20 protein-coding genes are annotated in these 25,198 nt (G+C 76.8%); 14 read left to right on the top strand and 6 right to left on the bottom strand.

The window, feature by feature from the left end; genetic code table 11:
• Window positions 1–54 precede the first annotated feature (54 nt).
• Window positions 55–312 (bottom strand): hypothetical protein, encoded by a 258-nt coding sequence (locus tag ACI769_RS12335; RefSeq protein WP_034654615.1) that lies wholly within the window; start codon window positions 310–312, stop codon window positions 55–57.
• A 271-nt stretch (window positions 313–583) separates the two neighbouring features.
• Here ACI769_RS12335 and ACI769_RS12330 point away from each other — a divergent pair, with 271 nt between their 5' ends.
• Genes ACI769_RS12330 through ACI769_RS12320 form a run of 3 tightly spaced genes read left to right on the top strand, consistent with a single transcriptional unit; the run spans window position 584 to window position 2,629 of the window.
• Window positions 584–1,495, top strand: coding sequence for a hypothetical protein (locus ACI769_RS12330; RefSeq protein ID WP_409141658.1), 912 nt, complete (start codon window positions 584–586; stop codon window positions 1,493–1,495).
• Window positions 1,479–2,009: a phage holin family protein gene (locus tag ACI769_RS12325; RefSeq protein WP_409141657.1), complete on the top strand. Its 531-nt coding sequence runs from the start codon at window positions 1,479–1,481 to the stop codon at window positions 2,007–2,009. The genes ACI769_RS12330 and ACI769_RS12325 overlap by 17 nt, the downstream gene beginning before the upstream one ends.
• The gene (locus ACI769_RS12320) at window positions 2,006–2,629 is read left to right on the top strand and encodes a DUF3618 domain-containing protein (protein WP_034654612.1); all 624 of its coding nucleotides are present in this window, start codon (window positions 2,006–2,008) and stop codon (window positions 2,627–2,629) included. Before ACI769_RS12325 ends, ACI769_RS12320 begins: the two co-directional genes overlap by 4 nt.
• A 147-nt stretch (window positions 2,630–2,776) precedes the next feature.
• On the opposite strand, the gene ACI769_RS12315 is transcribed toward ACI769_RS12320, so the two are convergent.
• The 3 genes from ACI769_RS12315 to ACI769_RS12305 form a co-directional block, all read right to left on the bottom strand.
• Window positions 2,777–6,562, bottom strand: a complete 3,786-nt coding sequence (locus ACI769_RS12315; RefSeq protein ID WP_409141656.1) for a PQQ-dependent sugar dehydrogenase — start codon at window positions 6,560–6,562, stop codon at window positions 2,777–2,779.
• A 315-nt stretch (window positions 6,563–6,877) separates the two neighbouring features.
• Window positions 6,878–7,675, bottom strand: a complete 798-nt coding sequence (locus ACI769_RS12310) for an MBL fold metallo-hydrolase (RefSeq protein WP_114553335.1) — start codon at window positions 7,673–7,675, stop codon at window positions 6,878–6,880.
• A complete protein-coding gene (locus tag ACI769_RS12305) occupies window positions 7,672–9,108 on the bottom strand; it encodes an aldehyde dehydrogenase family protein (protein ID WP_396051875.1) in 1,437 nt (478 codons plus the stop codon). The genes ACI769_RS12310 and ACI769_RS12305 overlap by 4 nt, the downstream gene beginning before the upstream one ends.
• A gap of 186 nt (window positions 9,109–9,294) precedes the next feature.
• On the opposite strand from ACI769_RS12305, the gene ACI769_RS12300 reads away from it, so the two are divergent.
• The 10 genes from ACI769_RS12300 (at window position 9,295) to ACI769_RS12255 (ending at window position 21,244) form a co-directional block, all read left to right on the top strand.
• Complete coding sequence (locus ACI769_RS12300) at window positions 9,295–10,971, top strand: carbamoyltransferase (RefSeq protein ID WP_409141655.1); 1,677 nt, start codon at window positions 9,295–9,297, stop codon at window positions 10,969–10,971.
• Window positions 10,968–12,635 (top strand): HAD-IIIA family hydrolase, encoded by a 1,668-nt coding sequence (locus ACI769_RS12295; RefSeq protein ID WP_409141654.1) that lies wholly within the window; start codon window positions 10,968–10,970, stop codon window positions 12,633–12,635. The genes ACI769_RS12300 and ACI769_RS12295 overlap by 4 nt, the downstream gene beginning before the upstream one ends.
• Window positions 12,632–13,708: a glycosyltransferase family 9 protein gene (locus ACI769_RS12290; RefSeq protein WP_409141653.1), complete on the top strand. Its 1,077-nt coding sequence runs from the start codon at window positions 12,632–12,634 to the stop codon at window positions 13,706–13,708. Before ACI769_RS12295 ends, ACI769_RS12290 begins: the two co-directional genes overlap by 4 nt.
• Complete coding sequence (locus ACI769_RS12285; protein ID WP_409141652.1) at window positions 13,705–14,736, top strand: glycosyltransferase; 1,032 nt, start codon at window positions 13,705–13,707, stop codon at window positions 14,734–14,736. The genes ACI769_RS12290 and ACI769_RS12285 overlap by 4 nt, the downstream gene beginning before the upstream one ends.
• A complete protein-coding gene (locus tag ACI769_RS12280) occupies window positions 14,733–16,007 on the top strand; it encodes a glycosyltransferase (protein ID WP_409141651.1) in 1,275 nt (424 codons plus the stop codon). The genes ACI769_RS12285 and ACI769_RS12280 overlap by 4 nt, the downstream gene beginning before the upstream one ends.
• The gene (locus ACI769_RS12275) at window positions 16,004–18,214 is read left to right on the top strand and encodes a PfkB family carbohydrate kinase (protein ID WP_409141650.1); all 2,211 of its coding nucleotides are present in this window, start codon (window positions 16,004–16,006) and stop codon (window positions 18,212–18,214) included. Before ACI769_RS12280 ends, ACI769_RS12275 begins: the two co-directional genes overlap by 4 nt.
• Entirely contained in the window at window positions 18,211–18,939 is a 729-nt protein-coding gene (locus tag ACI769_RS12270; RefSeq protein ID WP_051028762.1) for an SDR family oxidoreductase, read from the top strand. The genes ACI769_RS12275 and ACI769_RS12270 overlap by 4 nt, the downstream gene beginning before the upstream one ends.
• A complete protein-coding gene (locus tag ACI769_RS12265) occupies window positions 18,930–20,072 on the top strand; it encodes a glycosyltransferase family 9 protein (protein WP_409141649.1) in 1,143 nt (380 codons plus the stop codon). Before ACI769_RS12270 ends, ACI769_RS12265 begins: the two co-directional genes overlap by 10 nt.
• Window positions 20,069–20,923 (top strand): SDR family oxidoreductase, encoded by an 855-nt coding sequence (locus tag ACI769_RS12260; RefSeq protein ID WP_081599942.1) that lies wholly within the window; start codon window positions 20,069–20,071, stop codon window positions 20,921–20,923. The genes ACI769_RS12265 and ACI769_RS12260 overlap by 4 nt, the downstream gene beginning before the upstream one ends.
• Before the next feature lie 66 nt (window positions 20,924–20,989).
• Complete coding sequence (locus ACI769_RS12255) at window positions 20,990–21,244, top strand: DUF6480 family protein (RefSeq protein ID WP_043654002.1); 255 nt, start codon at window positions 20,990–20,992, stop codon at window positions 21,242–21,244.
• Here ACI769_RS12255 and ACI769_RS12250 read toward each other — a convergent pair.
• The gene (locus ACI769_RS12250) at window positions 21,220–22,560 is read right to left on the bottom strand and encodes a UDP-glucose/GDP-mannose dehydrogenase family protein (RefSeq protein WP_051028075.1); all 1,341 of its coding nucleotides are present in this window, start codon (window positions 22,558–22,560) and stop codon (window positions 21,220–21,222) included. The two genes, ACI769_RS12255 and ACI769_RS12250, sit on opposite strands and share 25 nt — an antisense overlap.
• Window positions 22,557–23,603: an NAD-dependent epimerase/dehydratase family protein gene (locus ACI769_RS12245; RefSeq protein ID WP_354805244.1), complete on the bottom strand. Its 1,047-nt coding sequence runs from the start codon at window positions 23,601–23,603 to the stop codon at window positions 22,557–22,559. The genes ACI769_RS12250 and ACI769_RS12245 overlap by 4 nt, the downstream gene beginning before the upstream one ends.
• Window positions 23,604–23,852: 249 nt before the next feature.
• Here ACI769_RS12245 and ACI769_RS12240 point away from each other — a divergent pair, with 249 nt between their 5' ends.
• Window positions 23,853–25,193, top strand: a complete 1,341-nt coding sequence (locus tag ACI769_RS12240) for an APC family permease (RefSeq protein ID WP_194522792.1) — start codon at window positions 23,853–23,855, stop codon at window positions 25,191–25,193.
• Window positions 25,194–25,198 lie beyond the last annotated feature (5 nt).

Below are 25,198 nucleotides of genomic sequence, written 5' to 3'. Positions count from 1 at the left end.
GGACCGCCCGACTCGCGAGCCGAACCGGCTCCCGAGCGGGCGGCCGACGGTGCATCAGCCCTGCTGGGAGCCCTGCGGGGACGTCGCGGACGTGCCGTCCTGGGTCAGGTCGGCGAGGAAGCGGTGGCACTGCTGGGCCCGCTCGGAGTCCTCCGCCATCACCTTCTCGAAGAACGCGGCGATCTCCTCCTTGCCCGCGTTCCGGGCGTCGCGCACGTACTGGCCGTAGTCGTGCCCGGCCTTGAGCGAGTGGTACTGCACCGAGATGAGGTCGAACGTGACGTCGTCGAACCCGGTCTCTCCTGTGGCCATGGTCGAAACCTCCTGCGCCCGGGGGCGCGGTCGTGCTGCCGGGCCCGGCCCGGCGGGGGCGGCCGGCTGCTGGACCTCCTCCCACGGTCGCAAGGCCCCGCCCGCTCGCAACCTGCGGGCGACCCCTCGTTCCAGTTGTGTGCGCGCGGCCCGCGCCTAGCGTGGGAGGTGGTCCAGGAGGTGGCCGTACCGGCGGAGCGAGAGCCCGGCACGGCTACCGCTCCGTCTTCAGTCACGCCGCACGAGCGGCGACGACGACGGGAGTCCGACCATGAGCGAGACGAACGTGCCGTACGGCTCGGGACCCGGTTCGCCGGGTGTCGGGACGGCGCAGGGCACCGGGGACGGCGGCGGCGCCGCGTCCGGGGTGAAGCAGCGCGCGAGCGAGGCCGCGTCCCACGCGGGCGACGCCGGCCGCGAGGTCGCGCAGGACGCGAAGGAGAAGGCGCGCGACGTCGCGCACGAGGCCACGGACCGCGCCCGCGGCCTGGTCGACCAGACGAGGACGGAGCTCAGCGACCAGGCGCGCACGCAGCAGGAGCGCCTCGCGGGCGGGCTGCGGTCCCTCGGTGACGAGCTCCGCCAGATGGCGGACGGCACCGAGGACCCGGGCTACGCGACCGACCTCGTGCGGCGCGCCGGGGACGCCACCGGGCAGGTGGCGCAGTGGTTCGAGGACCGCGAGCCCGCGTCGGTGCTGCACGAGGTCGAGGACTTCGCGCGGCGCCGTCCGGGGACGTTCCTCCTCCTCGCCGCCGGCGCCGGCCTGCTGGTCGGGCGCCTCGTGCGCGGGATGAAGGACGCGCCGGACGCCGGCTCCGACCGCGCGCAGAGCGGCGGCACCGGGTCGACGTCGTCCGCGACGCGCGGTGCGCACGCCGCACCGCTCGGCACGACCACGGGCACGGCCACCGGCTCGACGACCGGGAGCACCGGGACCGTCGGCGGGACCGGCACGCCCGGGACCACCGGCGTGCCGGGCACGACCGGCGGCACGGGCACGACGGGCGCGCCGGACATCGGCACGGCGGGCGCGTACCCGGGCCTCGCGAACGACCGCCTGGCGCACGACCCCGACGTCGCGACGTCGGCCGAGGGCGCTCCCCCGGCGCCGTCGTACCCGCCCACGACGCCCGGCTCGGGCGCCCGGCCGGGAGGTGGCCCCGATGTCGTACACCCCTGACCCGTTCGCCGCGGCGGGCACCGGCCGACACACGACGGGCAGCGGCCCCGACCCGGGTCTCGCGGCCACGCCGCAGCCCGTGCCGACGTCGGCGGACCAGCAGGCCGAGCAGTCGGCGGACCAGCAGGCCGAGCAGCAGAGCCTCGGCGAGCTCGTCGCCGAGGTGAGCCGCGACCTGTCGACCCTCATGCGCCAGGAGGTCGAGCTCGCCAAGGCGGAGGCCAAGCAGTCCGCGCAGCGCGCCGGGAAGGGCGCCGGGATGCTCGCCGGCGCCGGGGTGGCGGGCCACATGGTCCTGCTGTTCCTCTCCGTGGCGCTGTGGTGGGCGCTCGGCGCCGTCATGGGCCGGGGCTGGTCGGCCGTCGTCGTCGCGGTGCTCTGGGCGATCGTCGCCGCGGTGCTCGCGGCGCGCGGACGCAAGGAGCTGCGCACGGTCGAGGGCATGCCCGAGACCACGGACACCCTCAAGAAGATCCCGAACGCCGTCCGAGGACACGAGGAGAAGAACTCATGAGCACCAGCGATCCGGAGGAGATCCGGGCGGACATCGAGCGCACGCGGACCGAGCTGAGCCGCGACGTCGACGCCCTCGGGGAGAAGGTCAAGCCCGGCAACGTGGCGCGCCGCCAGGTGGACCGCGTGCGGTCGGGCGTGACGAGCGTCAAGGACCGCGTCATGGGCAGCGCGCACGACACGGTCGGCTCGGCCCGGGACACGTCGCACGGCGTCGCCGAGCGCGGGCGCGAGGCGGCCTCGTCGGTCGCCGACTCGGCGCGCAGCACGGCGTCCTCGGTCGCCGACACCGTGGGCTCCGCCCCGCGGGCGGTGCGCGAGCAGACGCAGGGCAACCCGCTCGCCGTCGGCCTCGTGGCCTTCGGCGTGGGCCTCGTCGTCGCCTCCCTCCTCCCGTCGAGCCGCGCCGAGCAGCGCGCCGCCGTCGGGGTCAAGGAGAAGGCGGCCCCGCTCGTCGAGGACGTGAAGTCCACGGCGCAGGAGGTCGTGCAGGACCTCAAGGAGCCCGCGAAGGAGGGCGCCGAGGCCGTCCGCGACGCCGCGAAGGACGCCGCGCAGTCCGTGGGGCAGCACGGCAAGGAGGCCGCGGCGGACGTCCGCGACCAGGTGAAGGAGGGCTGACAGGCCCGCACGACGGCGGCCCGGGTGACGCGTGCGTCACCCGGGCCGCCGTGCGTCCGGAGCGGGTCGGTGCCCGGACGTGCGAGCGCCGGGTGAGGCGGCGTCGGACGTCCGCCTCACCCGGCGCTCCTGCGCGTCAGGCCGGTGTCAGCCGCACGACAGCGCGTCGTGCTCGGCCGTGACCGTGGCCGTCCTCCCCTCGGCGTCGGTGGCGGTGACCGTGGCGGAACCGGCCTCGACCTCGCCGGAGCGGACCGCGAACGACTGGTAGGCGTTCGCGCCCGGGGCGACGTTCTCGACCGTCTTCGTGCCGTACGGCGTCTCGAGCGTCACCGTGAGCGGCACGTCGTCCTCGTTGAGGGCACGGACCGCGACGTACGTCTTGCCCGCGAGGCAGCGCGCCTGCGCGGTCGCCGTGACGTCGGGCCCGGCCTCGCCGGCGGGGACGCCGGTGAGGTACTCGAAGCCGTGGGCCGCGAAGTCCTCGCCGTCGGGCGCCTGGTCCCACTCGAGGACGTAGTACGCGACGCCGGCCTCCTGCGCCGCCGTGAGGATCTCCTGGAGCGGCACCTCGCCCTCGCCCAGGTTGGTGAACGACGGGCGGCCGCCCGCGTTCAGGCCCGTGGCGTCCTTGACGTGGAGCAGCTCGATCCGGTCGCCGTACTGCTCGATGAGCGCCGGGACGTCGACGCCCGCGTGGGCGGCCCACGCGACGTCGAGCTGGAACGTCACGTACTCGGGGTTCGTCTCGCGGACCAGGATCTCCCAGGCCGAGAGCGTCTCCCCCTCGTGCTCGTACGTCGTGCGGAACTCGCCGTCGTGGTTGTGGCCGAAGAACTTCGTGAAGCCGGCGTCGACCGCCCGCTCCCCGAGCCGGTTCATGGCCTCGGCCGTCGCGAGCGTGTTCTCGTAGGTGCCGATCCCCGGTGCGGGCCAGCCGCCCGAGCCGACGTACTCCTGGCCGAGCGTCCCCACGTAGTCCAGGGTCGCGTCGAACGTGGCCTCGTCGACGTTGTAGTGCGACGACTTCACGCTCAGACCGTAGGAGTCGGCCAGCGCACGGAACTCCTCGGCGGTGTAGCCGGAGAAGTTGCCGCCGAAGGGCTCGATGTTCTTGAAGCCGATCTCCGACAGGCGCTCGAGGACGGCCGGGAGGCCCGCCTCGTTGACCCACGGGATGAGCGAGAACATCTGGATGGACACCTGCTCGGCCGGCACGACGACCGGCTCGGTGCTGCCCTCGCCCACGGCGAACGTCACCGCGTCGACGTCCACGCCGCCGGTGGTCGTCACGACGACCGAGCCGGTGCCCTCGGGCACGCTGCTCAGCGTCTGCGTGACGTCCTGCCAGCCCTCGCCCGTGAAGGCGAAGTCGGCCAGCGGCTCGGAGGACTCGGCCCCCGCACCCTGCCAGCTCAGCGTGACGGTGCCCTCGCCGCTGCCGCGGACGGTGACCTCGTCGACGGCCTCGCCCGTCGGGGCGTGGACGAGCGCGAGCGGCCGGTAGGTGAACGAGTCGCCCTCGTCGAACGAGGTGACGTAGCGGCCGGCGTTCGCCGCCGGGTCCTCGACGACCTCGACGCCCTCGGCCGCGTCGTACCACTCGGCCTGCTGCGCCTGCGGCTTGAGGATGTGCGTGGCCTCGCCGGTGATGGCGGGGACGTCACCCTGGGCCTTGTCCGTGTAGGTCACGACGAGCGTGCCGAAGATCTTCTCGCCCTCGCCGTGCTCGACGGCGTCGGGGCTCGTCTGGATCGTGAAGCCGCAGCCGTCCTCGGTGACCGCGGCGCGCCCGCTCACCTCGGGGTGGGCGTGCTCGTTGTGGCCGAGGCCGAACGTGTACTGGATGTTGGTGCACACCGGCTCGTCGCCGTCCTCGGCGTCGTGCACCGCGACGGTGTACGGGACGGCGTCGCCCCAGTCGAAGACCGCGCCGTCCGGCTGGCTCAGCGTGATCTCCGGGGCGGTGTTGCCGACGGTGACCTGCTGGATCGCGAGGCCGAAGTTGCCCTCCGGGTCCGTGACGCGCAGCTGCACGGCGAACCGGCCGCGCTCGGTGAACGTGTGCGTCACCGTCTCGCCCTGGGCGTCGTACTCGCCGTCGGCGTCGAAGTCCCAGTCGAAGGTCAGGCCCTCGTTCGGGGTCTCCGCGTCCGTGGTCGCCGAGGCGTCGAACGTCACCTCGAGCGGCGCGTCGCTGCCCGACACCGGGGTGGCGGAGATCGCCGCGCGCGGGGTCTTGTTCCCCGACCCGTAGGTGATGCGGTACAGCCCGGCGTCCGGGTTCTGGCGGAAGAAGCCGTCACCGTACTCCAGGACGTACATGGACCCGTCCGGACCGAACTCCATGTCCATGACGTTGTCCCAGATCGGCTGGTTCACCGTCTCCAGGTGCGCGTTGGGCAGGAAGTCCTCGACCGCGGTGACCTCACCGGCCGACGAGAGCTCGTCGAGCGTGAACGCGACGACGTAGTCCTGGGAGAACTCCGCCATGAACGGCTTGCCGTCCCAGTACGCGGGGAACTTGCCCGGCGCGTCGGGGTAGTCGGCGGAGCGGAAGATCGGGCCGCCCATGGGCGCCTGGCCGCCGCCGCCCAGCTCGACCAGCGGGTCGAGCAGCTCCGGCTGGTCGCCGGGGCGGTCGCCGTAGTAGACCTGCGGCGCCGTGGCCGGCGGGACGACGTCCAGACCGGTGTTCCACGTGGAGTTGTTCTTCGCGCCGGCCTCGCAGTCGAACCACTCGCCGGGCGTGCCCGTCGCGAAGTCCCACTCGTTGTAGTTCGCGTTGGGTCCGTGGCAGTAGGGCCAGCCGCCGTTCATCGGCTCGGTCGTGAGCTGCCACTCGACGTAGCCCATGGGGCCGCGGTCGGGGTTGGCGTTCGCCGCGTCGGGGCCGTAGTCGCCCCAGACGAGCGCGCCGGACTCGAGGTCGTAGTCGATCCGGAAGGGGTTGCGCACCCCCATCACGTAGATCTCCTCGCGCACCAGGTCCTCGGAGCCCTCGTACTGCGGGTCGTCGAAGAGGTTGCCCTCGGGGATCGTGTACGTGGTGCCCGGCCCGACCTCGGTGCCGGGGGCGATGTCCTCGATCGGGTCGATCCGCAGGATCGCGCCGCGCAGGTCGTTCGTGTTGCCCGCGCTGCGGCGGTCGTCGAACCCGGGGTTCATGCCGGGCGCGTTGTTGTTCGGGGCGTACCCGTCGGCGCCGGGGGCGCCGGCCGGGGTGTTGTCGCCCGTGGACAGGAAGAGGTTGCCCTCCGCGTCCCACGCCATGTCGGCGCCGACGTGGCAGCACTGGCCGCGCTGCGCGTCGACCTTGAGGATCGCGCGCTCGCTGTCCAGGTCGAGCGTGCTGCTCTCCGCGTCCCACGTGAAGCGCGAGAGCTGGTTGTAGCCCAGCCACCGGTCCCAGTAGCTCTCGTCCTCGCCCGCGGGGAGCGAGTTCGGCGCGCTGCCCTGCGGCGTCGTCTCGGGGTACTCGACCCCGGTGGGCGAGGTGCCCTCCATGACGCGGGGCGCGTACACGAGGTAGACGAACCCGTTCTCCTCGAAGTCCGGGTCCAGGGAGATGCCCTGCAGCCCGTCCTCGGAGTTCGCGTAGACGTCGAGCTTCGCGATCTGCGTCGTCCGCCCGGTCGCGGTGTCGGTGAGACGGACGACGCCGTCGCGCGCGGTGTGCAGGACCCGCGAGTCGGGCAGCACGGCGAGGTCGATCGGCTCACCGGTGTCCTTGCTCAGCAGGACCTTCTCGTAGTTGTTCCAGTCGAGTGCCGCGTCGTCCTGCGCGGCTTCGGCGGCGGTCTCGCTCTCGTCTCCGCCGTGGCCGGGGTGCGCGCTCGCCCCGCTCATCGCGAGCGGGACGAGCAACGCGGCGGACAGCGCCGCCGCGGCACCTCGGGCGAGCCTGCGTCGGCTCGTGGATGGTCTGTGCACAACGTCCTCCTTGACGTGGATCGAGGAGCCCGTGGTCCCCGACCAGCAGCGCGGCACCTGTGCTCGGTGCCGCTGCTCGACGATCGCCGCTGATCGGTCGACCCGGATGGGTGGACGGCCCCGGGGACCGGGGCCTGCGCGGCGCCGTCCTGGCCCCGCGCTGCGTTCGACCCTAAGCGCGACTTTCGCTGATGCCAAGTCAGAAGTTGAATTGCTGAGACGAAAAGTTGGGCCGGACCCCTCACGAAAACCGACCACAAGGTCGATGTTCCTGGCGGGTCGCCGGGCGGGCCCCCACGGTGGGGCATCCGCCCGTCAGTCGACCCGGAGGTCGACCGTCGCGCCCCGCGCCACGGGCCGGATCTCGACCCCGGGCAGCTCCGGCGACCGCGCGAGGAAGTCGCGCAGCGGGCTGCGGAACACGCCGTAGTCGTCGTGGTGGATCGGGACGACGAGCGGCACGCCGACGCGCCGCACGAGGTCCGCTCCCTGCACGTCGTCCATGGTCACGGTCCGGCCGAGGATGCGCGTCCCGCCCAGGTGCGCGACCACCGAGTCGAGGTGCGGGAACGCGTCCGCGACGACGTCCACGTGGTCGCCCGTGAGCGTGTCGCCCGTGACGTAGACCTGGGTCTGGCGGTCGCCCTCCACGCGGTGCGTGTAGACGGTGCCCATGACCTCCGGCAGCAGCGAGCGCATGACGCCGCGCGCGTGGATCGCCGGGACCGACTCCACGTCGAGCGTCTCCTTCCCCGAGCGGAACGTCTCGATCGTGCCGGTCGGCATGCCGACCGTCGCGAAGTGGTACCGCGCCAGGCGCCGCGCCGCGGACGGCGTGGTGAGGAGCGGCACCTGCCGCGTCAGGCCGCGCCGCGCGACCCGGTCGAAGTGGTCCCCGTGCAGGTGGGACAGGACGATCGCGTCGAGCGGCGGGAGGCCCGTCGGCCCGAGCGCGGGCTGGGTGCGGCGCCGCGACGCGAGGCCCTTGCCGAGGTAGGCCCACTGGCCGCGGTGCAGGAAGTTCGGGTCGGTGAGCACGGTGAAGCGCCCGAACCGCAGGAGCGCCGTCGCCGTCCCGCCGAACGTGAGCGTCGCGCTCGCGCGGCGGCTCACGGCTCCCCCAGCGCTTCGAGGTGGACGGCCTTGCGCACGGTCATCTCGTCGAGCAGGTCCGGCCCGTACCCGGCCCCGCCGCCGCTGCCGCGCCGCGGGTCGGCGGACCCGCCCGGCGCGCCCCCGAACACCGCGTTCACCTTGACCGTGCCGACGTCGAGCACGTCCGCCGCGCGCAGCGCGTGGGCGAGCGACGGCGTGAGCACGGTCGCCGCGAGCCCGTACGCCGACGCGGACGCACGGCGCAGGCCCTCGTCGAAGTCGGCGACGCGCACGACCGGCGCCACGGGGCCGAACGTCTCCGTCGTGAGCAGGTCCACGTCGTCCGGGCACCGGTCGAGCACGGTGGGCGCGTAGTACGACCCGGCCCGGTCGAGCCGCCGGCCGCCGGTCACGACCTCGGCACCCGCCGCGAGCGCCCCCTGCACGTGCTCCTCGACGACGGCGAGCTGCGCGTCGTCGACGAGCGGTCCCATGGTCGTCGCGTCGTCGGCCGGGTCGCCCACCACGACCGCGTCCGCGAGGCGCGCGAGCTCGGCGACGACCGCGTCCGCGACCTCCTCGACGACGTACGCCCGCTCGACGGCGGTGCACAGCTGGCCGCCGTTGGTGAACGCGCCGGTCGCGATCTGCCGCGCGGCGAGCACCGGGTCGACGCCCGCGTCCACGACGAGCGGGTCCTTGCCGCCGTTCTCGAGCAGCACCTTCGCCCCGCGCGCGCCCGCGGCGGCGGCGATGCGCCGGCCCGCTGCCGTGGAGCCGACGTGCGCGACCAGGGCGACGTCGTCGTGCGCGACGACGGCCGCGCCCGTCCCGCCGTCGCCGCTGACGACGCGCAGGACGTCCGGCGGGAGCGCGCCCGCCACGATCTCGGCGAGGCGCACGCCGGGTGCGTCGCTGCGCTCGGACGGCTTGTGCACCACGGTGTTGCCGGTCACGAGCGCCGCGGCGATCAGCCCGGCGGCCGCGGGGTAGGGGTCGTTCCACGGCGTGATCACCGCGACGACGCCGCGCGGCTCCCGCCGCACGACGTCCAGCGCGGCGGGGTCGCCCGCGAGCACCCTGCCCGCCCGGCCGAGACCCGCGACGGCGGCCTCGTCGAGCAGGTCGGCGGCGACCTCGGCCGACGCGCGCGCCTCGGCCCGCAGCCGTCCGGTGGTCGTGCACAGGAGGTCGCCGAGCTCGTCGACGGCGGCGCGCACGGCGCGGGCGGCGGCGCGCAGGGCACCGGCCCGCTCCCCCGGCGGGGTCGCGCGCCACGCGGGCCAGGCGGCCGCGGCGGCGCGCACGGCGGCGTCGACCTCGTCGGCGCCCGCGCAGCGGACCGGGGCGGCGGGCCGACCCGTGGCCGGGTCGGTCCGGTCGAGCCGGCGCTCGCCCGCGGCCGGCGTGGTCGGGTCGGGGTGGGTGGTGGGTGCGGTGGTCGTGGTCATGCAGGCCTCCCGGGAATCACACGAAGAGAACTACCCATAGGTGCGACGTCGGCGTGCGAGAACCGCTTCTCCGGGTCAGGGTGAAGTCGGGTTGCAGCAGAGCCGACCCGCACGCGTCAGGTGGAGTGCCCCCGGTTTCTCGAGGCGCACCACGAGCCTGACCCGAACGAGGAAGGCTCGCAGCCCATGCGCGTCCTCGGAGTCAACGCCCTGTTCCACGACCCGTCCGCCGCCCTCGTCGTCGACGGCCGGGTGGTCGCCGCCGCGGAGGAGGAGCGCTTCTCGCGGCGCAAGCACGGCAAGCGACCGCTGCCGTTCGCGGCGTGGGAGCTGCCCGAGAAGGCGATGGCCTGGTGCCTCGAGGAGGGCGGGCTGCGCCCCCAGGACCTGGACGCCGTCGCGTACTCGTTCGACCCGGCGCTGGCCAAGCCCGCCGAGGAGATGGGCCTGCCGGACCCGTGGGACTGGCTGCGCGTGCAGTACGCCGAGCGCGCGCCGCAGTTCCTCGCCACCGCCCTGCCGGGCCTGTCCCCCTCGACGGTGCGGTTCGTGCCGCACGAGGTGGCGCACGCGGCGTCGGCCGCGCTGGCGTCGCCGTTCCCGGTCGCGAGCGTCCTGTCGCTCGACGGCCGCGGGGAGCGCTCGTCGCACCTCGCGGGCCGGTACGACCACGGCCGCCTCGAGGTGCTCGCGAGCCAGGAGCTGCCGCACTCGCTGGGGCTGGTCTACGAGTCGCTCACCGAGCACCTGGGCTTCCTGCGGTCGAGCGACGAGTACAAGGTCATGGCGCTCGCGTCGTACGGCGAGCCGCGCTTCCTCGACGACCTGCGCGAGGTGCTCTACGCGACGGGCGACGGCGGCTTCGTCGCCGAGGTGCCCGACTGGGAGCGCTGGGCGCCGCGCCGCACGGACGACGGCACGTGGGGCACCGCGCACGGCGGCCGGGCCGAGCACGCCGACCTCGCGGCGTCGGTGCAGGCGCGGCTCGAGGAGGTGCTCGTCGACCTCGCCACGTGGCTCCACGGGCAGACGGGCGACCGCGCGCTGACCATGGCGGGCGGCACGGCGCTGAACTGCGTCGCGAACTCGCGGGTCTGGCGCGAGTCGCCGTTCGAGGAGGTGTGGGTCCAGCCCGCGGCGGGCGACTCGGGCACGGCGCTGGGCGCCGCCCTCCAGCTCGCCGCGGAGGCGGGCGACACCGTCGAGCCGATGGGCTCGGCGGCGCTCGGCCGGGCGTGGGGCGACGAGGCGCTCGCGCGGTGGCTGCGCACCGCGCAGGTGCCGTTCACGACGCCCGACGACCTGCCCGCCGAGGTCGGACGCATCCTCGCCGACAACGGCGTCGTGGCGTGGTTCGACGGCCGCGCCGAGCTCGGACCGCGCGCGCTGGGGCACCGCTCCCTGCTCGCCCATCCCGGGCCGGTGGAGAACCTGGAGCGGCTCAACGACGTCAAGGGCCGCGAGCAGTTCCGGCCCGTCGCGCCGATGGTCCTGCTCGAGGACGCCGCGGAGATCTTCTCCGGCGGGCCGGTCCCGAGCCCGTACATGCTCTTCGTGCACGAGGTGGCGCCCGCGTGGCGCGACCGGATCGCCGCCGTCGTGCACGTGGACGGGACCGCGCGCATCCAGACCGTCGACGACTCGACCCCGCGCCTGCAGGCGACGATCCGGGCGTTCAAGGAGCTGACCGGGCTGCCGGTCGTCGTCAACACGAGCCTCAACACCGCGGGACGCCCCATGGTCGACGACCCGCGCGACGCGCTCGAGCTCTTCGGGTCGGCCCCGGTGGACGCGCTCGTGCTCGGCCCGCACCTCGTGCGCCGACCCGACGTGTTCGCCGCTCCGTCCGGGGCGACGGCGTGAGCGCGCCCGCGGGCCGTCCCGCTCCCCCGGTGCCGTACGCCGTCGTCGTGCCCTCCATCGGCCGCCCGTCGCTCGACCGGCTCCTGGAGACCCTCGTCGCCCAGGCCGACGGCCCGGACTCCCCGGGGCCGGCCGAGGTCGTCGTCGCGGACGACCGCCGGCTGCCGCGACCCGGCACGACCGACCCGGTGCCCGACCCGCTCGACCTCGGGGACGCCGGCCGTGCGCTCGGCGCGCGCGTCGTGCGCACCGGGGGCCGAGGGCCGGCCGCCGCGCGCAACGCCGGGTGGCGCTCGACGACCGCGCCGTGGGTCGTGCTCCTCGACGACGACGTCGAGCTCCCCGCCGGGTGGGCGCGCCACCTCGCGCACGACCTCGCGGCGGCGACGCCTCGCACCGGCGGCGTGCAGGGCCGCCTGCACGTGCCGCTGCCCGCGCACCGCCGTCCGACCGACTGGGAGCGCGGGACCGCCGGGCTCGAGCGCGCGGCCTGGGCGACCGCCGACATGGCGTACCGGCGCGCCGCGCTCGAGCAGGTCGGCGGGTTCGACGAGCGCTTCCCCCGCGCCTACCGCGAGGACGCCGACCTCGCGCTGCGCGTGCGCGAGGCGGGCTGGGAGCTCGTGCGCGGCACGCGCACGACGACGCACCCCGTGCGCCCCGCGGACGACGCGGTGAGCCTGCGCGTGCAGGCCGGGACCCGCGACGACGCGACGTTCCGCGCCCTGCACGGGCCGGGGTGGCGCGAGCGGGCCGAGACGGGCCGCGGCCGTCTGGCGTGGCACGTCGCGACCGTCGCGGCCGCCGCGGTCGGCGTCGGCGGGCTGGTCGCGCGGCGCCCGCGCGTCGCGGCGCTCGGCGTGCTCGGGTGGGCGGCCGTCACCGCGCAGTTCCTCGGGCGCCGCCTCGCGCCGGGGCCGCGGCCGGGCGACGACGCGTTCGGGCCCGAGCTGCGGCGCATGGCGTGGACGAGCGCCGCCATCCCGTTCGCCGCGGTACGGCACCGCGTCGCGGGCACGCTCGCCGCCCGGCGCGGGCTCGAGCCGTGGCCGCCGCCGCTCGCGGCCGTGCTCCTCGACCGCGACGGCACGCTCGTGCACGACGTCCCGTACAACGGCGACCCGGCGGCGGTGCGTCCCGTCGAGGGCGCCCGCGCCGTGCTCGACGACCTGCGCGCCCGCGGGGTCCGGCTCGGCGTGGTGTCCAACCAGTCCGGCGTCGGGCGCGGGCTCCTCACCCGTGCACAGGTCGACGCCGTGAACGCACGCGTCGAGGAGCTGCTCGGCCCGTTCGACACGTGGCAGGTGTGCCCGCACGCGCCGGACGACGCGTGCGCGTGCCGCAAGCCCGGTCCCGGCCTCGTGCTCGCCGCGGCGGCCGACCTCGGCGTCGAGCCGTGGCGGTGCGCCGTCGTGGGCGACATCGGCGCCGACGTGGGCGCCGCGCTCGCCGCGGGCGCGACCCCGGTCCTCGTGCCGACGCCCGTCACGCGCGCCGAGGAGGTCGCCGCCGCCCCGCGCGTCGTGCCGGACCTCGCCGCGGCGGTCCGCGCGCTCGACGACCGCCTGCCCGGCCCGCCCCGGGAGCGCGACGCCGCGCCCTCCCCCGGCGCGTCGGTTCCCGGCACGCCTGCGGCGGCGCCGGGCGAGGAGCGTGCGGCATGAGCGCCGACGTGCTCGCCGTGCGCCTCGACAGCGACGGCGACGTCCTGCTCACGGGTCCCGCGGTCCGGGCGATGGCGCACGCGGCCGCGCGCGACGGCGGCCGCGTGGACGTCCTGGCGGCCCCCGCCGGGCGCGCGGCGGCAGGGCTGCTCCCGGACGTGCGCGACGTGCTCGTCTTCGACGCCCCGTGGTCCGGCTACCGGCCCCCGCCCGTCGACCGCGCGAGCGTGCTCGACCTCGTCGCGACCCTCGCCGAGAGGCGCTACGCCGCCGCGGTCGTCTTCACCTCGTTCCACCAGAGCCCGCTGCCCGCGGCGATGCTGCTCAAGGTCGCGGGCGTCGGGCGCGTCGCCGCGGTGAGCGAGGACTACCCGGGCTCGCTCCTCGACGTGCGGCACGCCCGCGCGGACGGCCTGCACGAGGTCGAGGCCGCGCTCGACCTTGCGCGCGCCGCGGGGTTCGGCGCGCCGCCCGACGGCGACCGGCTGCGCGTGCGCGGGCCGCTGCCCGACGTGTCGTCGCTCCTGCCCGCGGGGCCCTACGTCGTCGTGCACCCCGGCGCGTCCGTCCCCGCCCGGGCCCCGGCGCCCGACCACGCGCGCGACCTCGTCGCGGCGCTGGTGCGCGCGGGCCAGGAGGTGGTCGTCACGGGCGGCCCCGGCGAGACGGACCTCGCGGCGCACGTCGCCGCCGGGCGCGCGCGGGATCTGTCGGGGCGCACGGACCTCGCGGGCCTGGCCGCGGTGCTCGCCGGCGCCCGGTGCGTCGTCGTCGGCAACACGGGGCCCGCGCACCTGGCCGCCGCGGTGGGCACGCCCGTCGTGTCGCTCTTCGCCCCCGTGGTCCCCGCGGAGCGCTGGGCGCCGTGGGGCGTGCCGACCGTCCTGCTCGGCGACCAGGAGGCCGCGTGCCGCGGCACGCGCGCCCGGGTGTGCCCGGTGCCCGGCCACCCGTGCCTCGGCGTCGACCCGGACGACGTCGTCGCGGCCGTCGACCGGCTCGTCGTCCCGCACGTCGTGGGGACGCCCGCGCCCCGCGCGACACCGCTCCGGACCGTGGGGGTGACCCGATGAGGATCCTCGTGTGGCACGTGCACGGGTCGTGGGCGACGTCGTTCGTCGCCGGCGGCCACGAGTACCTGGTCCCGGTCGTCCCCGACCGCGGGCCCGACGGCCGCGGCCGCGCGCGCACCTGGGACTGGCCGCCCGGGGCGCGCGAGGTCGCGCCGGACGAGCTCGCCGACCTCGCGGCGGACCGCGCGATCGACGTCGTGGTGCTCCAGCGCCCCGAGGAGGTCGAGTTGCTGCGGCGCTGGACCGGGCTCGTGCCCGGCCGCGACGTGCCCGCCGTCTACGTCGAGCACAACGCCCCGACCGGCCACGCGGCCGCGACCCGGCACCCGCTCGCCGACCTCGACGTCGTCGAGGAAGGCCTCGTGCCGATCGTGCACGTCACGGCGTTCAACGCGCTCATGTGGGACACCGGCGACGCGCGCACGCTCGTCGTCGACCACGGCATCCCCGACCCCGGCCCGCTGTACACCGGGGAGCGGGCGAGCGTCGGCGCCGTCGTCAACGAGCCCGTGCGGCGCTGGCGCGTCGCCGGGACCGACGTGCTCGTCGCGCTGGGGCGGCACGTGCCGCTCGACGTCTACGGCATGGGCGTCGGCAAGCTCGCCGAGCACCTCGCGGCGCCTGGCGCCGCGCCGCACGACCTCCCGCACGACCTCCCGCACGACCTCCCGCACGGCCTGCACGACGACGTCCCCCAAGCCGCGATGCACGCGCGGCTCGCGACGTCGCGCGCCTACCTGCACCCGTACCGCTGGACGAGCCTCGGGCTCTCCCTGCTCGAGGCGATGGCGCTCGGGATGCCCGTCCTCGCGCTGCCGACCACCGAGGCGCCCGTCGCGGTGCCCCCGGCCGCGGGGCTCCTCAGCACCCGTCCCGACGAGCTCGCCGCGACCGCGCGGCGCTGGCTCGCCGACCCCGACAACGCCCGCGAGCACGGCCGGGCGGCCCGCGCCCACGTGCTCGAGCACTACTCCCACGCCGCGTTCCTGCGGCGCTGGGACACGGTCCTGACGGAGGTGACCTCATGAAGATCGCGATGATCTCGGAGCACGCCAGCCCCCTCGCCGCCCTGGGCGGCGTCGACGCCGGCGGGCAGAACGTGCACGTCGCGTCGCTCGCCACGCGGCTCGGCGCGCAGGGCCACCTCGTGGAGGTGTTCACGCGCCGCGACGACGCGTCCCTCCCGGAGCGCGTCCCGCTCGCGCGCGGCGTCGAGGTCGTGCACGTGGACGCCGGTCCGCCCGTGCCCGTGCCCAAGGACGACCTCCTGCCCCACATGGACGCGTTCGGCGCCGACCTCCTGCGGCGGTGGATCGAGCCCGGGCCCCGGCCCGACGTCGTCCACGCCCACTTCTGGATGTCCGGGATCGCGGGCCTGCTGTCCGCGCCCCCGCTCGGGGTCCCGCTCGTGCAGACCTTCCACGCGCTCGGCTCCGTCAAGCGCCGCCACCAGGGCGCGCACGACACGAGCCCCGCCGAGCGCGTGCCCCGCGAGCGCCTGCTGTGCCGCGCGGTCGACCGGATCGTCGCGACGTGCGCCGACGAGGTCGCCGAGCTCGTCGCGCTCGGCGCCGACCCCGACCGCATCGACGTCGTGCCGTGCGGCGTGGACCTCGGCCGCTTCCTGCCCGACCCGGACCGCACCGAGCACCTGCACCGCGAGCCCGGCCGCCTGCGCCTGCTCTCGGTGGGCCGGCTCGTCGAGCGCAAGGGCGTCGACACCGTCATCGAGGCGCTCGCCGCGCTGCCGGGCGCGGAGCTCGTCGTCGCGGGCGGCCCCGCGCCGGGCACGCTCGACGACGACCCGGAGGTCCTGCGGCTGCGCGCCGTCGCGGTGGCCTCCGGCGTCGCGGACCGCGTGCGGTTCGTGGGCAGCGTGACGCAGGACGACGTGCGCGACCTCATGCACGCCGCCGACGCCGTCGTGTGCGACCCCTGGTACGAGCCCTTCGGGATCGTCCCGCTCGAGGCCGCCGCGTGCGGGCGCCCCGTCGTGGGCGCCGCCGTGGGCGGGCTGCTCGACTCGGTCGTCGACGGGCGCACGGGCCTGCTCGTCCCGCCGCGCGACCCCGGGGCGCTCGCCGCCGCGCTGCGCCGGCTCGCCGACGACCCGGCGTTCGCGGAACGCCTCGGCTCGGCCGCGCGGCTGCGCGCCGAGCACCTGTACGGCTGGGTCACGGTCGCCGAGCGCACCGCCGAGTCGTACGAGCGCGTCACCACGGCCCGCCGGGCCGAGCGCGGCCGAGCCCGGCCGGTGGCGGCCGGGCGCACCGCGCTGCGGGCGGTGAGCGCACCGTGACCGCGCCCCGGACGCCCTCCGGCGACACGCCCGGTGCCGGGTCCGGCGACGGCCCGCACGACGCCGCGCGCCGCTGGCTGCGCACGCACGCCGACGACCTGCACGACGGCCTCGACCTGCTCACCGCCGAGGCGGGCCGGATCGACGCGTGGGGCGCGCGGCTCGCCGACACCGTGCTCGCGGGCGGGCGGCTGCTCGTCGCGGGCAACGGGGGCAGCGCCGCCGAAGCGCAGCACCTCACCGCCGAGCTCGTGGGCCGCTTCGACGGCGAGCGCACCCCGCTGTCCGCGATCAGCCTGCACGCGGAGACGTCGAGCCTCACGGCGATCGTCAACGACTACGGCATCGCCGAGATGTACGCGCGCCAGGTCGCGGCGCACGGTCGCCCCGGCGACGTGCTCGTGCTCCTGTCGACCTCCGGCGAGAGCGAGAACGTCGTCGCCGCGGCCCGCCGGGCGCGCGAGCTCGGCCTCACGACGTGGGCGCTCACGGGCCCGCGGGACTGCGCGCTCGCCGCCGCGTGCGACGACGTGCTCGCCCTGCGCGGCGCGTCGACCTCGTCCGTCCAGGAGCTGCACCTCGTCGTCGTGCACGCGCTGTGCGCCGCGCTCGACGCGCACGTGCGCCACCGCGAGGCGCGCGCCGCGGCAGACCTCCCGGGCGCCGGGTCGGCCGACGACCGACCGGCCCCGGCACCCGTACCGGCCTCCGCGGCGACCGGACCGCAGGTCGTCGTCGTCGGGGACGTGCTCCTCGACCGCGACGTCGACGGCCAGGTGACCCGCTTCTCCCCCGACGGTCCCGTGCCCGTCGTCGACACGCTCGGCGTCCGGCGCAGCCCGGGCGGCGCGGGGCTCACCGCGCTCCTCGCGGCCGACGGCGCGAGCGTGCGCCTCGTCGCGCCGTTAGGCGACGACGACGCGGGCACCGAGCTGCGGGCCCTGCTGCGCCCGCACCTCGACGTCGTCGCGCTGCCGCAGGTCGGCACGACGCGGCGCAAGACCCGCGTGCGCTCCGGCGGCCAGACCGTCGTGCGCGTCGACGACGGCGGCCCCGCCCGCCCTGGCAACCTGTCGGAGCGCGCGGCGCGGGCGGCGCTCGCGGGCGCCGACGTCGTGCTCGTGTCCGACTACGGCGCGGGGACGACCCACGCCGGGCCGGTCCGCGACGCGCTCGCGCACGCGGCCCGCACCGGGACGCTCGTGTGGGACCCGCACCCGCGCGGCGGCGCCCCGGTCCCCGGGACGGCGCTCGTCACGCCCAACCTCGCGGAGGCGCTCGACGCCGCGGAGGCGCTCGGCGTGGACGCGACGCCCGACGACCCCGGGGGCCTCGCGCGGTCGCTCGCGGCCGCGTGGGACGTGGGGGCGGTGTGCGTCACGGCGGGCGACCGCGGGGCGTTCGTCGCGCGCGCGGACGGCGAGCCGGCGTACGTGCCCGCGACCGTGGCGCACGGCGACCCGTGCGGCGCGGGCGACCGCTTCGCCTCGACGGTCGCGGTCGCGCTCGCCCGGGGCGAGGGCCTCGTCCCGGCGGTCGTCGCCGCCGTCGCCTCGGCCTCGGCCTGGGTCGCGGCGGGCGGCGCGGAGGGCTACCGGCGCCGGGCCGACTCCCCCGCCGACCGCACGCCGGGCGCGGCACGGGAGCACACGCCGGACCGCGCGTCCGGCGCGCCGACCCCCTCCGGCGCGACGCAGGACGTCCCGCCGTCGGACCCCGACGGGCCCGAGGCCGTGGCCGCCCGGCTGCGTGCCGCGGGCGGCACCGTCGTCGCCACGGGCGGCTGCTTCGACATCCTGCACGCCGGGCACGTCGCGACGCTCGAGGCGGCCGCGCGCCTGGGCGACCACCTCGTCGTCCTGCTCAACGGCGACGCGTCGGTGCGGCGGCTCAAGGGGCCGCAGCGCCCCGTCGTCGGGCAGGCCGACCGCGCCCGGGTCCTCGCCGCGCTCGACTGCGTGGCCGCCGTCGTCGTGTTCGACGAGGACGACCCGCGGGCCGCGCTCGACCGCCTGCGCCCCGACGTCTGGGCGAAGGGCGGCGACTACACGGAGGAGACGCTCCCCGAGGCGGAGACGGTCCGGCGCCACGGCGGCCGGGTCGTCGTCCTGCCCTACGTCGACGGCCGCTCCACGACCTCGATCCTCGAACGCTCCGGGCGGTTCGCGCCCGGGGTCCCCACCCTGACGGAGGAGACCACCGCATGACCACCACCACGTCCGCCCAGCGGACCGACGTCCCCGTGCCCCGCGAGCTCGGCACCGTCTACGTCACCGGGGGCGCGAGCGGCCTGGGGGCCGCGCTCGTCGAGGCGGTGACGGCGGCGGGCGGCAAGCCGGTCGTCCTGGACCGGGTCGCGCCCGCCGACGGCGTGCCGCACGCGGTCGTCGACCTGTCCGACTCCGCCGCCGCGGCCGCCGCGGTCGAGCGGCTCGCGCTCGAGGTCGGGCCGCCCGACGCCGTCGTCACGGCCGCCGGCACCGACGCGTGCGGGCGCCTCGACGAGATCGACGTCGAGACGTGGGAGCGCGTCGTGCGCGTCAACCTGTTCGGCACGGTCGCCGTCGTGCGCGCCGCGCTGCCGTTCCTCGAGGAGCGCCGCGGCACGGTCGTCACGGTGGCGTCCACGCTCGGCCTCAAGGGGGTCTCGGACGCGACCGCCTACTGCGCGTCGAAGTTCGCGGTGCGCGGGTTCTCCCAGGCGCTCGCCGCGGAGCTCGCGGGCCGCGTCGGCGTCACGTGCCTCGTGCCCGGCGGGATGCGCACCCCGTTCTTCGACGGCCGCACCGAGCAGTACAAGCCCGGGCCGGACGCCGACCTCAACGACCCGCGCGCGACCGCGGCCGCCGTCGTGACGGCGCTGCGCCAGCCGGTGGGCTGCGAGATCCGCGAGATGCTCGTCATGGCGTCCGGCGAGACGTCGTGGCCGTGACGGCGGGCGCGACGGAGCTGGCGCCCGACCTGCCGGGGCTCGCGGGGCAGGACGAGGGGACCGTCCTCGTGCTGCGCGCGCTCGGGCTCGGGGACGCGCTGACGGCCGTGCCCGCGCTGCGGGGCGTGCGGCGCGCGTGGCCCGGCCGGCGCGTGCTCCTCGCCGCGCCCGCGGAGGTCGGCGGCTGGCTGCGCGACCTCGGCCTGGTCGACGGCGTCGTGCCGACCCGCGGCCTCGAGCCGCTCGTCTGGGCGCAGGAGGCGCGGACGCTCACCGGTGCGGACGCCGTCGGGCACGTGGCGGTGAACCTGCACGGCAGCGGCCCCGAGAGCCACCGGGTGCTGCTCGACACCGCCCCGGAGCGGGTCGTCGCGTTCGCGTCGGGCGACGCGGGGGTCGACGGGCCGGGCTGGGACCCGGACGAGCACGAGGTCGACCGCTGGTGCCGGCTCGTCACCGCGGCGGGCGGCGCGTGCTCGCGCGAGGACCTGCGGCTCGACCCGCCGGGGTCGCGCGGGCGCCACGTCGTCGTGCACCCCGGCGCGGCGTCCGGCGCGCGCCGCTGGCCCGTGGACCGCTTCGCCGCGGTCGCGCGCGACCTCGCGGCCGCCGGTCACGACGTCGTCGTCACGGGCGGCCCCGACGAGAGCGATCTGTGCGCGCGCGTCGTGGCCGACGCGGACGCCGCCCTCGGCGGCCCCGCGGGGGCGCCGGACGGGACCGGCAGCGTGACCGACACGGCCGGGACGCTCGACCTGCCCGCGCTCGCCGACGTCGTCGCGACGGCCCGGCTCGTCGTCTGCGGGGACACGGGCGTGGCCCACCTGGCGACCGCGTACGGCACCCCGTCGGTGGTGCTGTTCGGCCCGACGCCGCCCGCCACGTGGGGCCCCGCCGTGGACCCGGAGCGGCACGCGGTGCTCTGGCACGGCGACACGGAGCAAGGGCCGGCGCACGCGCCCGACGACGCCGCGCGCGGCTACCGCGGCGACCCGCACGCCGCCGACCTCGACCCGGCGCTCGGCCGCATCACCGTCGCCGAGGTCGTCGCGGCCGCGCGGTCGCTCCTCACGGGGCCGCAGGACCCTGCCGAGATGCGTGCGGGCGACGACGTCCGGAGGGTCGAGTCATGACCTCTCCCGATCTCGACCCCCGCACCGCCCGGTCCGCGGCCCCCGCGGGCGAGGGGGCGCACGAGCGCCCCGTCGCCCTCGTCACGGGCTCGGAGTCCGGCATCGGACGCGCCACCGCCGTCGCGCTGGCGGCCGACGGCTTCGACCTCGGCCTGTGCTGGTACGCCGACGAGGAGGAGGCGCAGGAGACCGCGCGCCAGGTCCGCGAGCGCGGCGCGACGGCCGTGACGCGCCGCGTCGACGTCACCGACCTCGACGCGCTGGCCCCCGCCGTGGACGCGCTGGCGGCCGAGCTCGGGCGGGTCGACGCGCTCGTCAACGTCGCCGGGACGGGCACCGCGACGCCGTTCCTCGACCTCGACCTCGGGACGTGGCGCGAGGTGCTGACGACCGACCTCGACGGCCCGTTCGTGCTCACCCAGGCCGCCGCGCGGCACATGGTCGCGGGCGGGCGCGGGGGCCGCGTGGTCAACGTGACCAGCGTGCACGAGCACGCGCCGCGCGTCGGGGCCGCCCCGTACTGCGCGGCGAAGGGCGGGCTCGGGCTGCTGACCCAGGTCGCCGCGCTCGAGCTCGCGGAGCACGGCATCACGGTGAACGCCGTCGCTCCCGGCGAGATCGCGACGGCGATGACCGGCCAGGAGGACGAGGACCCGCGCCCGACGGCGCGCCCGGGCGTCCCGCTCGGGCGGCCCGGGGACGCGCGCGAGGTCGCTGCCGTCGTCGCGTTCCTGTGCGGCCCGGCCGCGACGTACGTCACCGGGGCGTCCTGGCCGGTCGACGGCGGCATGCTCCGCATGGGGCCGATGGCCGGCTCGCACCTCGCCTCGGACGACTGGCGCCGCCCGTGACGCGCCGCCCCTGACGACCGCACCCGCAGCGACCGAGCACCACCGCACCGACGGAAGGACCGCACCATGACCGGACCCGCCTCCCCCGACCCCGACCCGCTGGACGCCTCGCACCGCTCGTCCGCGGCCGACTTCTCGGCGAGCGGCGACGTGCAGCCCGGCGAGACCCCGCCCGCTGAGGACCAGGTGAGCGCGCCGCAGGGCCACGAGGAGCACGGCCCGCACCGGGCCGTGCCGTGGGTCTGGATCGGGGTCGTCGGCGTGGTCGCCGTCGTGACGGCCCTGTTCTTCGTGGGCTACGCCGTGGGGCTGCTCGACTGAGGTCGTGCCGCGCGCGGCGCGGCGACGCCGAGCGAGCGCACGTCCCACCCGGCGGCACGCCACCGCGCGCCGTCGACGGCGTTGCGCGCGTCCACGAGGCGCGGCGACCTCACCACGTCGGCCAGAGCACCGGGGTCGAGGTCGCGGTACTCGTCCCACTCCGTCGCGAGGACCACGACGTCGGCGCCGGTCGCCGCCTCGCGCGCGTCCGTGGCGTACCCGAGCTCGGGGGCGGCCGCCTGCGCGAGCGCGAGCGCCTGCGGGTCGGTGACGACGACCTCGGCCCCCTCGGCGGCGAGCGCCCGGGCCAGCGCGAGGGCGGGCGAGCTGCGCACGTCGTCGCTGTCCGGCTTGAACGCGGCGCCGAGCACCGCCACGCGTCGCCCAGCGAGCGAGCCGCCGCACGCGGTGCGCGCCAGCACGACGGCGCGCTCCCGGCAGCGGTCGTTGATGGCGTCGACCTCGTCGAGGAACGACACCGCCGGGCCGACGCCGAGCTCGCGCGCCCGGGCCGCGAACGCGCGGATGTCCTTGGGCAGGCACCCGCCGCCGAACCCCAGGCCCACGCCCAGGTACTCGCCGCCGATCCGGCGGTCGAGCGCCATGGTGCCGACGAGCGCGACCGCGTCGCCGCCCGCGGCCTCGCACACCTCCGCGACCGCGTTGGCGAACGAGATCTTCGTCGCGAGGAACGCGTTGGCGGCCACCTTCGCGAGCTCCGCCGTCGCGAGGTCGGTCACGAGGCGGGGCACGCCGTCGTCGAGCAGCCGCGCGTAGACGGCGTCGAGGCGCTCGACGAGCGCGTCGCCGTCGTCGGGCACGCCGTAGACGAGCCGGTCCGGGTGCAGCGTGTCCGCGACCGCGTGCCCCTCGCGCAGGAACTCGGGGTTCCAGGCGAGCCGGACGCCGTCGGGCAGGTCCGTCGCGAGCCGGGCCGCCGTGCCGACGGGGACGGTCGACTTGCCGACCACCACCGACCCCGGGCGCAGGTGGGGGCGCAGCGCCGCGAGCGCGGCCTCGAGCTGCTGCAGGTCCGCGACGCCGCTGCCCGCCGACTGCGGCGTGCCGACGCACAGGAAGTGCACGTCGGCGACGCCCGCGTGCGCGACGTCGGTCGAGAACGTGAGCGACCCCGCGCCGCCCGGGTCGGCGAGGAGCGCGGCGAGACCCGGCTCGAAGAACGGGGCGCGGCCCTCGGCGAGCGCCGCGACGCGGGCCGGGTCGACGTCGATGCCGACGACCTCGTGCCCCAGGCGCGCGAGGGCCGCCGCGTGGACCGCCCCGAGGTAGCCGCAGCCGTGCACGGAGACCCTCATGCCGGCTCACCGGCCTCGCCGGCGGCGCCGCCGCGCGCCGCGCCGACCGCGACGGGCGTCTCGCCGCCGCCGTCGGCGCGGAACCACTCGACCGTCCGGGCGAGGCCCTCGGCCCACGGCGTGCGGGCGCGCCAGCCGAGCGTGCGCTCGGCGAGGCTCGTGTCCGGCCGACGGCGGCGCGGGTCGTCCTCGGGCAGGTCGACGTGCACGATCCCGGCGTCGCTCCCCGTCGCCGCGAGCACGTCCCGCGCGACGCGCTCCACCGTGAGCTCCGTCGGGTCGCCGAGGTTCACCGGGCCCGGGTGGTCGGTGCGCGCGAACGCGAGGATGCCCTCGACGAGGTCGTCCACGAAGCACACCGACCGGGTCTGCGACCCGTCGCCCGCGACGGTCAGCGGCTCGCCCGCGAGCGCCTGCCGCACGAACGTCGGGACCATACGGCCGTCGTGCCCGCGCATCCGGGGCCCGTACGTGTTGAAGATCCGCACGATCCCCGTGTCCACGCCGCGGCTGCGGCGGTACGCGGCGGTGGTCGCCTCCGCGAACCGCTTGGACTCGTCGTAGACGCTGCGCGGCCCGACGGGGTTCACGTGGCCCCAGTAGTCCTCGCGCTGCGGGTGCACCTCCGGGTCGCCGTACACCTCGGACGTCGAGGCGAGCACGAACCGCGCCCCCGCGCGCTCGGCCAGCTCGAGGCCGTGGCGGGTCCCCGCCGACCCTACGAGCAGGGTCTCGAGCGGGAGCCGGAGGTAGTCCACGGGCGAGGCGGGCGACGCGAGGTGCAGCACGAGGTCGACCCGTTCCGGGTCGGGCACGTCGATCCCGGCACTGACGTCTCCCTCGACGAAGCGGAACCGCGGCTCGTCACGCAGCGCGTCGAGGTTGCGGACCCGCCCGGTCGACAGGTCGTCGACGCACACGACCTCGACGCCCTGTCCCACCAGCGCCTCGCACACGTGGCTGCCCACGAACCCGGCACCGCCCAGCACGACGGCGCGGCGCACGGTGCGGGCAGCGCTCGAGGTCTCCGGGGTGTCGCTCATGCTCGTCTCCTCGCGACGGAGCGCGACGCAGGCACGCGGGGACGATCTCCGTCCCGCCGGTCGCGCTCGTGCGGACGGGCTCGTGGCTGGACCCGGGGCTCCCACGCTCACACGCCTCCTGTCGGCTCGCACGGCGGCTCGCACGCCGTTCCCGTGCGGGTTCGTCCGGGCGCACGAGACGGGCGCACGTGGCGGGCGCACGGTCCGGCACCGGGCGCGAGCGATCCGGGGTCGTGGCACGGTGACGCGATGAGCGCACCGACCGCACCCCAGCAGCAGGCCACCGACCCGGACACGAAGCTGTCCCGCTCGGTCGGGGGACGGCTCCTGTACCTCTTCATCCTCGGCGACGTGCTCGGCGCGGGCGTCTACGCGCTCGTCGGCGAGATGGCCGGCGAGGTGGGCGGCGCCGTCTGGCTGCCGCTCCTCGTCGCCCTCGGCCTCGCCCTGCTGACCGCCGGGTCGTACGCCGAGCTCGTGACCAAGTACCCGCAGGCCGGCGGCGCGGCCGTGTTCGCGGACCGCGCGTTCCGCAGCCCGCTCGTGTCGTTCCTCGTCGGGTTCTCCATGCTCGCCGCGGGCGTGACGAGCGCCGCGGGCCTCTCCCTGGCCTTCGCCGGCGACTACTTCGCGACGTTCGTCGACGCCCCCGACCGCCTCGTGGCCGTGCTGTTCCTCGCCGTCGTGGCGGCGCTCAACGCGCGCGGCATCAAGGAGTCGCTGCGCGCGAACGTCGCGATGACCGCGATCGAGCTGTCCGGGCTCGTGCTCGTCGTCGTGCTCGCCGCCGTCGTGCTGGGGCGCGGCGAAGGGTCGCCGGGCCGCGTCACGCAGTTCGCGGAGGGCACGACGCCGGCGCTCGCCGTCCTCGCGGCCGCCATCCTCGCGTACTACTCGTTCGTCGGGTTCGAGACGTCGGCGAACCTCGCCGAGGAGGTGCGCGACGTGCGCCGGACCTACCCGCGCGCGCTGTTCGGCGCGCTCGTCACGGCGGGCGTCGTGTACGTCGCGGTGGGCGTCGCCGCGGTCGCGGTCGTCGACCCGGAGACGCTCGCGGGCTCGACCGGGCCGCTGCTCGAGGTCGTCGACGCGGAGGGGTCGGTGCCCGCCTGGGTGTTCTCCCTCGTCGCGCTGATCGCCGTCGCGAACGGGGCGCTGCTCACGATGATCATGGCGAGCCGGCTCGCGTACGGCATGGCCGAGCAGGGCCTGCTCCCGGCCACGCTCGGGCGCGTGCTCCCCCGCCGCCGCACGCCGTGGGTCGCGATCGTCGTGACGACGGTCGTCGCGATGGGGCTCGTGTTCACGGGCGACGTCGCGGGCCTCGCCGAGACCGTCGTGCTGCTCCTGCTGCTCGTGTTCGCCTCGACGAACGTCGCGGTCCTCGTGCTGCGCCGCGACCCCGTCGACGCGCCGCACTTCCGCGTCGCGACGGTCGTGCCGGTGCTGGGCGTGGCGTCGTGCGTCCTGCTCCTGACGCAGCAGGACGCCGTGACGTGGCTGCGCGCGGGTATCCTGCTCGCCGTCGGCGCGGTGCTGTACGTCGTGATGCGCTGGACCCGCCGGGCCGCGGACGCACGCGCGGCGTGACGGCG

Origin of the sequence: Cellulosimicrobium sp. RS (genome assembly GCF_046159675.1) — a bacterium.
Classification (GTDB): Bacteria; Actinomycetota; Actinomycetes; order Actinomycetales; family Cellulomonadaceae; genus Cellulosimicrobium; species Cellulosimicrobium funkei.
This window is presented reverse-complemented; position numbering and strand designations above follow the sequence as displayed.